This is a genomic window from Streptomyces sp. BV286 (genome assembly GCF_019090165.1).
Classification (GTDB): domain Bacteria; phylum Actinomycetota; class Actinomycetes; order Streptomycetales; family Streptomycetaceae; genus Streptomyces.
Genome location: NZ_JAHRIB010000138.1, coordinates 1 through 8813 on the forward strand (window position 1 = coordinate 1; position 8813 = coordinate 8813).

The following is an 8813-nucleotide window of genomic DNA, read 5'->3' on the forward strand; positions in this document are numbered from 1 at the left end:
GCCCGGCCCCGTCCGGGCGACGGCCGAGCGCGGCAGCACGGCAACTCCCCGGCAGGGGTCTGCGACCGGCCCGGTCGGCGGGAGCGCCCGCTCCACCGGTACAGCGTCAGCCGCAGACGGCAACACGGTCGTCCAGAGGGCGGAGGCCGCACCCGGCCGGCGTGCGGCCACGGCGGCCGGTTCCGGCGGTCCGGCGGCCGGGTCCCCGAACGCGACGACCGGCCCCGGTGTTCCGGCGGCCCCGAACGGCCCGGCCGAGACGGCTCCCACCGCGAACTCGCGCGCTGCCGGGCCGAGTCGGGACGCCTCCGCCCCTCCGGTACCCCCGCGCACGGCGTCCGCCGCGGACGCGCTTCCGGTGCAGCGGCATGCCTCCGGCGGAGCGAGGCGTATGGGCCTCGGCGCGCCGACCTCGGGGAACGTGTCCGGCGCCGGCGCGAAGGGGGCCGGCCCCGGGTCGACTCCGCCGCCCGCGCACACCTCGGCCCGGCCGCGCCCCGCCCCGGTCACACCGTCGACCCCCGCTGCTCAGCACACAGGTCCGGCCGAACCGGCGAGCCCGGCAGGAGGACCCCGCGCCGCGGCCGTACCTCCGGCACCTCCGACTCCGGCGGCCGGCGGCCCGGCCGTCCCGTCGCACACGCCGGTCCAGCGTGCTGTCACGGCCCCTCGGCAGCGCCCCCTGCTCGGCGCTCCCCTCGCCGCCCCGCCCTCGGACGCGCTGCCCCTCTCCGGGCCCGCCGCTTCCGGCAGTCCGGGCCCGGCCGGACCGCCTTCCGTCCAGCGCGCGACGACAGCTCGCCGGGGCGGGGCACCGGACCGTACGCCCGTACCGGCGGCCCTGGTCCACGGCACTCCGGCTCCCGCGCCGACTCCCGTACAAGCACAAGCACATGCGCCGGCATCGGCGCTGGCGCCGGTGTCGCGGCTCGACCGGCCTCCGGTCGTGCCGCTGCGGGTTTCGGCCGACGGCGGCCCTGCCGTACAGCGGGCCATGGCGGTCCCCACCAGGCCGATCTCCTCCGGTGCGGGCCCCATGGGCGAGGGCGGCGGGCACGGGCAGGCGTCCGCGGCCGCCCCGGTGTCCGTGTCCCGGCCCGGGCCCGCGGTGCAGCGGACGGCAGCGAGCCCGTCCGTGCCGGCCGCGGACGATCCGGTGCGTGGTCTGACCCCCGCTCGGGCCCTCGCCCCGGCCCTGACGCCCGCGGCGCCTCCCGCCGCCCGCCCGGCATCACCGGTCGCCGTCCCGCTGCGGCGCCCGGCGCCCGCCAAGGGGCCCGGACCACAGGACGCGGGCCCGGCGGTGCAGCGTGCGACCGCGGCCCGCGGCACCCCCACGGGGCGGGCCGTGCCGCTCCTCTCGGCGTCCAAGCCCCCCTCCGGGCCCGTACCGTCCGCGGGCGCCCCACCGACGGCTCCGCAGGCGCCCTCGCGGCCGACCGCCCTGCGTGCTCCGGCAGTCGTGCAGCGGCACGCCGTCACCCCGACGCCGCCCGGACCGTCCGAGGCACCCGGAACCGCCGTCGCCCCAGCCTCGGCCTCGGCTTCGGCTCCCGCGCCCTCGGCCGTGTCCGCCCGTCCGCCCGTGCCCGTGCAGCGGAACCCGGGCGGTGCGCTCATGCCGACGCCCGCCAGGACCACCACCGCCGTCTCGGACGTCACCGCCTCCGGCACCTCGTCGCGCGGCTCGTCCGGGTCCGGCTCGACCGGCGATCCGCCACCGGCGTACGACTCCGGTGAACCCCCGCCCGAGTACACCGCGGTCGCCAAGGGCCAGTTCGACCCCCGTTCCCTGACCGACTTCCAGCTCGACGAGCTGACGCACCGGCTGATCGGCCGCATCACCCGGCTGATCCGTACCGAACTGCGGCTCGACCGGGAGCGGGTCGGCAAGCTCCGCGACCCCCGTCGCTGAGCGCCCGGATCCCGCACTCGGGGTGACACCCACGAGCACGACCGCCCGAACCGCCCGAACCGATCGACCTGCACGACCCGCACGACCGACGTCCGCAGAAAGGCCGCCTCCGATGCCCCGCGATCTCGACCCGGGCTCCACCATCTTCTTCACCCTGACCATCGACGGCGAGAGCCTCGGGTACTTCAACGGGTGCGAAGGGCTCTCGTCCGCGGTGGAGATCGAGCAACGCCAGGAGGGCGGCAACAACGGGTTCGTCTGGCAGCTTCCCTCGCGTGTCACCCACTCCAACATCCGGCTGACCCGGCCGCTGACCCCCGACACCACCAAGGTCGCGGCCTGGATCTCCTCCGTCGCCACGGGCATCAAGCGGCCGACCGCGCAGATCGCCGCCCTGCGCGCGGACGGTTCGGAGGTGGCGCACTGGGGCCTGATCGACGTGCTGCCGGTGAGCTGGCAGGGCCCCTCCCTGGACCCGGCCAACCCGGCCGTGGCCACCGAGGTCCTGGAGATCACCCACCACGGGTTCACGGACTGAAGGGGAGGGACACCACATGGCCAAGGGAAGCAGGGGCGGCGCGGGCAAGAGCCTCGTACGCGCCTCACTCGCCATCCACGAACCGCCCGTCGGCTCCAGCACCACCCCGGGCGGTCTGATCAAGACGTTCAAATTCGACTTCAACCCGGCGCAGTTGCAGCTGACCCGGCGCGCCCAGTGGAAGTCCACACCGGCCGCGGCCGTACGCAACGGCACGGTCCCGGAGTTCATGGGGCCCGAGCCGCGCCAGATGACGGTCGAGATCTTCCTGGACACGTCCACCAAGCCGACCAGCAACGTGGTGCTGAAGAACGTGGAGGCGCTGCTGGACTGCTGCGAGGTGACGGCCAAGAGCATCGCCGCGAAACAGCCGTCGCCGCCCTGGGTGGTGTTCCAGTGGGGTTCGTTCTCCACGGCCCGCTTCACCTCGTACGTGGAATCCGTGGACGTCACCTACTCGCTGTTCGGCACGACGGGTGTGCCGATCCGGGCCACCTGCCAGGTGGCGCTGCACGAGATCCCCAGCAAGACCAAGGGCCAGAACCCGACCTCGGGCGCGCTGACCGCGCAGCGGGTGCACCGGGTCGTGGCGGGCGACTCCCTGCAGTCGCTGGCCTGGCGCGAGTACGGCAACGCCGCGGCCTGGCGCGCGATCGCCGAGAGCAACGGCATCGACGACCCCTCGCGGCTGCCCACCGGCATCGAGCTCGTCCTCCCGGCCGCGGAGGAGGTGCGTTTCTGATGGCGAAGACGTCCTACTCCAACATCATCCACGTCACTCTCGACAGCAAGAAGATCCCGGCCGACTACATCAACCTGCTCGTCGGCGGCTGGGTCGACCTCGGGGCCGGGGTGCCCGGCGAGTTCCGGCTCACCTTCCGCGACCCGGACCGGGACCTGCTCGGCAAACTGAACGTCCGGTTCGGCTCCAAGGTGGTCATCGCGCCCGTCGCCGACGGCCAGGGCGTCTCGTCCCCGCTGCTCACCGGCGAGGTCACCGGCATGGAGGCCGACTACGACGGCACCGGCACGTTCGCCGTCATCCGCGGGTACGACCCGGGACATCGTCTGATGCGGGTGCGCAGGGTGGCCGCGTACCGCAACATGACCGGCGCCGACATCGCCCGCAAGCTGGCCGGGATGAACGGCATCGCCGTCGGGAGGATCTCGGCCACCAAGACGCTCTACGAGTTCATCTCGCAGTCCAACGTGACCGACTGGGACTTCCTGGCGCGGCTCGCCGACGAGAACGAGATGGTGATGTCGCTGGACGCCAAGGGGAAGTTCGAGTTCGGTGAGCCGGACCCGGCGTCCAAGGCACCTCTGTCGACCTCCCCCGAGGATCCCAATCCCCGGGTGCTGCGCGGCCGCGTCGACGTCATGCGCTGCCGGGCCGCCGTCACCGCCGCCGACCAGGTCGACAAGGTCGAGGCGCGCGGCTGGGACGTCAAGACCAAGAAGAAGGTCGTCGAACTCAAGAAGGCGGGCACCAACCCCGCCTTCTCCATCGGCACCACCCCGCAGAAGGCGGCCAACGCCTTCAAGGCCGCCAAGCTGGTCGAGACCGACACCCCGTACGACGGCCGGCCCGAGGTCAAGTTCGCCGCGGCCTCCCTCGCGGACGAGCTCACCTCGTCGTTCGCCGAGCTGGAGGTGACGGTGCGCGGCAATCCCGTGCTGCGCCCCGGCGTGGCCATCGCGCTCACCGACGTGGGCGTCCCCTTCGAGGGCAAGTACACCGTCACCTCCGTACGGCACACCTTCGGCGCGGGCAGCCACTACGAGACGCTGGTGAACGTGACCGGCCGGCAGTGGCGCTCCCTGTTCGGGCTGACGTCCGGCGGCGGCGCCACGGCGCCCCGGCTGCCGAGCGTGGCCAACGCGCTCGTCACCGACGTGCAGGACCCGCTCAAGCAGGGCCGGGTGAAGCTGCAGTTCCCGTGGCTGGACGACGCGTACGTCAGCGACTGGACGCGGTCCGTGCAGCTGGGCGGGAAGGCGGGCGGCGGGGTCTTCCCGCTGGACGTCGGCGACGAGGTACTGGTCGGCTTCGACCGGGGCGCGCTCGACCACCCCTTCGTCATCGGCAGCCTCTACAACGGCATCGACAAGCCGACCGTCGTGAAGGACGTGCCGCTGCACGACCCGCTCAAGAAGAAGGCGATCCGGCACACCCTGTCCGACCGGGACGGCAACCGGGTGGACCTGCTCAGCCAGCAGACCGGCGCCCGCAAGCAGGGCGTCCGGGTGGCCAGCGGCAACGACCGGCTGATCATCAACCTCGACCGCACCAAGACCGAGATCACCGTGGACAGCAAGGGCGCCGTCAGCATCACGGGCGGTACCGCGGTGTCCATCGACGCGGGCACCAGTCTCTCGTTGAGCGCGCGGACCGGCATCAGCATCAAGAGCGGCGGGCCGCTCACCCTCCAGGGCCGCGGAATCGTCAACCTCAAGTCGCTCGCCGGAGCGGTGACCGTGGACGCGATGGGTGCCCTCAACCTCAAGGCGGTCGGTTCCGCGATGCTCAGCGCGGGCGGCGCCGTGCAGGTCAACACCATCGGCCAGGTGGGCATGCGGGCCATCAACATCGACCTCATGGGCCTCGTGACGGTCAACAAGAAGCCGTACCCGATCCCGTGACGCCAGGGACACCAGCGATACCAGCAACGCCAGTGATGCCGGCTGTGCCGACTGTGCCGGAGACATTCATGACGACCACGAGAAGGCGGGGGACACCCTGATGGCCGAGCAGTTCGTCGGATCCGGCTGGGCGTTCCCCCTGCGCATCGGCCCCACCGGGGGCATCGCCCTGGTCAGCGGGGAGCGCGAGATCGAGGAGGCCATCCGGCTCGTCCTCGCCACCGCGCCGGGCGAGCGGCCGATGCGCCCCGAGTTCGGCTGCGCCATCCACGACCTGGTGTTCGCCCCGGTCAACGAGGCCACCGCCGGCCGCATCCAGCACGAGGTGTACACGAGCCTCGACCGCTGGGAACCGCGCATCGAGGTGAGCGACGTCGAGGTGACGGCCGGCAGCAACACCGAACAGGGCGTGCTCTTCATCGACGTCCGCTACTCGATCCGCGGCACCAACAACCCGCGCAGCCTGGTCTTCCCGTTCTACGTCATCCCCTCCCACGAGGAACCCGGCGCCCCCGGCGCGGGCAACTCCCCTGAAAGCGACCACTGATGGCCCTGCCCTCCCCGAACCTCGACGACCGCCGCTTCCAGCAGTTCGTCGACGACGCCAAGCGCTACATCCAGCAGCGCGCCCCGGAGTGGACCGACCACAACGTCTCCGACCCGGGCGTCACCCTCGTGGAAACGGTCGCCCACATGGCCGACCAGATCGTCTACCGGCTCAACCGGGTGCCGGAGAAGAACCACCTGGCGTTCCTGGACCTGGTGGGCATCACCCTCTTCCCGCCCTCCGCCGCCCGGACGGACGTCACGTTCTGGCTGTCCGCGCCGCAGGACGAGCCCGTGCTGCTGCCGGTGGGCACCGAGGTCGCCACCACGCGCACCGAGAGCGAGGAGGCGGCGGTCTTCGCCACCGAGCGCGAACTGACCGTCGTGCCCTGTGAGTTGCGGTACCTGGTGGTGCAGCGAGGCGGTGAGCCCGTCACGGACCGGACCGCCGACCTCGCCGAGGGCAAGGACCTCATGTGCTTCAACGAGTCGCCGCGGCCCGGGGACTGCATGCTGATCGGGCTGAGCGCCGCCGTGCCGCACTGCGTGGTCGCGATGGAGCTGGACAGCCGGGTCGACGGTGTCGGCGTGGACCCGCGGCAGCCGCCGCTGGTCTGGGAGGCGTGGACCGAGGACGGCTGGACCGAGTGCGAGGTCGACCGGGACGGCACCGGCGGCCTGAACCGGCCGGGCGAGGTCGTCCTGCACGTCCCCGGCGCCCACACCCTGTCCCGCACCGGCGGGCAGGAGGCCGGCTGGCTGCGCTGCCGGGTCACCGAGCCCCTGCCCGACCAGCCCTTCTACACGACCTCGCCGACCGTCCGCTCGGCGGAGGCGTTCACGCTCGGCGGCACCACCTCGGCCGTGCACGCCGAGACGGTGTACGACGAGGCGCTCGGCGAGTCCAGCGGTCTGCCCGGGCAGCGGCTGCGGCTGGCCCACGCGCCCGTGGTGGGCGACACCCCGCCGGTGCTGCTGCAGACCGCCGAGCACGAGGGCTGGACCGACTGGGAGGTCGTCCCGTCGTTCGCCGCCTCCACCCCGGACGACCGGCACATCACCCTGGACGCCGCCACCGGTGACATCGCCTTCGGCCCGGCGGTACGGCAACCCGACGGCACCCTGCGCCAGTACGGGGCGGTGGCCCCCAAGGGCGCGGTCATCCGTGCCCTGCGCTACCGCACCGGCGGCGGCCGGGCCGGGAACGTCGCGCGCGGAGCCGTCCAGGTGCTGCGCACGTCCGTCCCGTACGTGTCCGAGGTCGTCAACCGGGAGGCCGCGCGCGGCGGGGTCGACGGCGAGACGGTCGAGGAGGCCAAGACGCGGGCGCCCATCACGCTGCGCGCGCAGGAGCGGGCGGTGACCCTGCGGGACTACGAGGAGCTCGCCCGCCGGGCCGCCCCCGAGACGGCCCGGATCACCTGCCTGGAAGGCGAGGAGGGCGAGCACGGGGCGTACGCGGTAAGGGTGTTGGTGGTCCCGCAGGCCGTCCCGGATCCCGGCGGCCGGCTGCGCTTCGAGCAACTGGTCCCCGGTGACGGGCTGTTGCGCCGCATCACCCGTCACCTGGACGAACGGCGCCTGATCGGGACGCGGTTGGCGGTGGGCCCGCCCTTCTACCAGGGGATCACGGTGGTCGCCACCGTGCACGCGTTCCGGGGCACCGACACGGACCGGGTGCGCCGGCAGGCCCACGACGCCCTCTACCGGCACCTCGACCCCCTCACCGGCGGCGCCGACGGTCGCGGCTGGCCCTTCGGCCGGCCCGTGCAGTCAGGTGAGGTCTTCGCCGTCCTCCAGCGCGTCCCCGGCGTCGAGCTGGTCGACGAGGTGCAACTGCACCCCGCCGACCCCCTGACCGGCAAGCGAGGCGACCCGACCGACCGCATCGACCTCGAACCGCCGTCCCTGGTCTTCTCCTTCGACCACCGCGTCCGAGTGATCGGAGACCGGCCGTGAGCAACCTGTCGAAGAGCCCGGGCCCGCTCCCGCCCGAGGCGGAGGCCGTCGCCGGCCGGCCGGTCGTCGGCGGGCCGGGAAGCCTCGTCCGTCGCCCGCCCGTGAGGGGAGCCCGGTCATGAGGGGTTCCATCGACGGGCTCGGGTCCTCCGCGCCCATCGGCATGATGCTGCCCGCGGTGTTCGCCGACGACGATCTGGCACAGCGGTTCGTCGGCGGGCTCGACGACGTGCTCGCGCCGATCCTGGCCGTCCTCGACTGCCTGGACTCCTACTTCACGCCCGCGCTGGCCCCGGTGGACTTCACCCAGTGGCTGGCCGGATGGGTCGGCGCCGAGACCGACGGCACGGAACCGGAGGACCGGCTGCGCGCCGCCGTCGCCGCCGCCGCGTACCTGCACCGGGTGCGGGGCACCAGCCGCGGCCTGTCCGAGGCGGTGCGCCTCGTGTTCGGCGTGGCCCCGGAGATCACCGAGAGCGGCGGCGCCTCCTGGGACGCGCGGCCGCTCGGCCCGGTCCCCGGCGACCGCCGCCCGCGCCTGCACGTCACCCTGCGGCTGCCCGACCCGGCCCCCGCGGACGAACACCGCCTCGACAGCCTCGTGGCGGCCGCACGCCCCGCCCACATGCCGTACACGGTCCAGGTGACCGCCACCGAAAGGACTCCCGAGAGATGACCAGCCAGACCTCCGGCACAGGACGGGAGCCGGCGCAGAGCTGTGCCGAATGCGGCACCCGGGCGGAGCCCGGCCAGTCCTTCTGCGACTCCTGCGGGGCGGTGCTCGGCTGGTCCGGGGGCCGGTCCGGTGCCGCCGCAGCACAGGAACCGGATCCGGTACCCGCCGGAGCCGCCGCACCCGCGCGGGACTCCGCGGCCCGCCGTACCGCCGGCGACGAGCCGGGGTGGGACGCGTTCGCCCACCCCGGGGCCGGTACGGGCACGGCCCGCACGGCCCACGACCCGGGGCCCGCGGTGGCGGCCGGGTCCGCCGGCGGCCGGCCCGCCGAGGACGAGACCCACCGGCGGGCCGCCTCCGGCCCCGACACCCCGAGTGCCCACGGCCAGGGAGCCCAGGGTCCGGTGCTCCAGGCTCCGGGAGCCCACGACGCGGGGGCCCGCGGCTCGCGGACCGACGGCTCACCCTCCGCCGCCCCGCCCTCCGACGGCTCGCCCTCCGACGACGGTCCAGGAGCCCACGCTCCGGGAGCCCAC

The 8813-nt window shown here is 73.9% G+C and carries 7 protein-coding genes and 1 pseudogene; all 8 read left to right on the top strand.

Translation table 11 applies throughout. The features are described 5' to 3' along the window. Positions 1-994 precede the first annotated feature (994 nt). Positions 995-1915: an extensin gene (locus KUF83_RS19510; RefSeq protein ID WP_217456018.1), complete on the top strand. Its 921-nt coding sequence runs from the start codon at positions 995-997 to the stop codon at positions 1913-1915. 112 nt (positions 1916-2027) lie between these two features. Continuing rightward, positions 2028-2453 carry a phage tail protein gene (locus tag KUF83_RS19515; RefSeq protein WP_217456019.1) on the top strand — a complete coding sequence of 142 codons (426 nt, stop codon included), beginning with the start codon at positions 2028-2030 and terminating at the stop codon, positions 2451-2453. A 16-nt stretch (positions 2454-2469) separates the two neighbouring features. Beyond that, a complete protein-coding gene (locus tag KUF83_RS19520; RefSeq protein ID WP_217456020.1) occupies positions 2470-3195 on the top strand; it encodes a LysM peptidoglycan-binding domain-containing protein in 726 nt (241 codons plus the stop codon). Beyond that, positions 3195-5096, top strand: a complete 1902-nt coding sequence (locus KUF83_RS19525) for a VgrG-related protein (protein ID WP_217456021.1) — start codon at positions 3195-3197, stop codon at positions 5094-5096. Before KUF83_RS19520 ends, KUF83_RS19525 begins: the two co-directional genes overlap by 1 nt. Positions 5097-5196: 100 nt before the next feature. Next, positions 5197-5643, top strand: a complete 447-nt coding sequence (locus KUF83_RS19530; RefSeq protein WP_217456022.1) for a GPW/gp25 family protein — start codon at positions 5197-5199, stop codon at positions 5641-5643. Then, the gene (locus tag KUF83_RS19535) at positions 5643-7601 is read left to right on the top strand and encodes a putative baseplate assembly protein (RefSeq protein ID WP_217456023.1); all 1959 of its coding nucleotides are present in this window, start codon (positions 5643-5645) and stop codon (positions 7599-7601) included. The genes KUF83_RS19530 and KUF83_RS19535 overlap by 1 nt, the downstream gene beginning before the upstream one ends. 118 nt (positions 7602-7719) lie before the next feature. Beyond that, positions 7720-8277, top strand: a complete 558-nt coding sequence (locus KUF83_RS19540; protein ID WP_217456024.1) for a phage tail protein — start codon at positions 7720-7722, stop codon at positions 8275-8277. Further along, a pseudogene (locus tag KUF83_RS19545) lies at positions 8274-8813 on the top strand (zinc ribbon domain-containing protein); the annotation flags it as partial. The gene KUF83_RS19540 and the pseudogene KUF83_RS19545, both read left to right, overlap by 4 nt.

Coding starts and splice junctions, on each gene's coding strand:
- KUF83_RS19510 (WP_217456018.1), top strand. CDS start 995: ATGGCGGTCCCCACCAGGCCGATCTCCTCCGGTGCGGGCCCCATGGGC.
- KUF83_RS19515 (WP_217456019.1), top strand. CDS start 2,028: ATGCCCCGCGATCTCGACCCGGGCTCCACCATCTTCTTCACCCTGACC.
- KUF83_RS19520 (WP_217456020.1), top strand. CDS start 2,470: ATGGCCAAGGGAAGCAGGGGCGGCGCGGGCAAGAGCCTCGTACGCGCC.
- KUF83_RS19525 (WP_217456021.1), top strand. CDS start 3,195: ATGGCGAAGACGTCCTACTCCAACATCATCCACGTCACTCTCGACAGC.
- KUF83_RS19530 (WP_217456022.1), top strand. CDS start 5,197: ATGGCCGAGCAGTTCGTCGGATCCGGCTGGGCGTTCCCCCTGCGCATC.
- KUF83_RS19535 (WP_217456023.1), top strand. CDS start 5,643: ATGGCCCTGCCCTCCCCGAACCTCGACGACCGCCGCTTCCAGCAGTTC.
- KUF83_RS19540 (WP_217456024.1), top strand. CDS start 7,720: ATGAGGGGTTCCATCGACGGGCTCGGGTCCTCCGCGCCCATCGGCATG.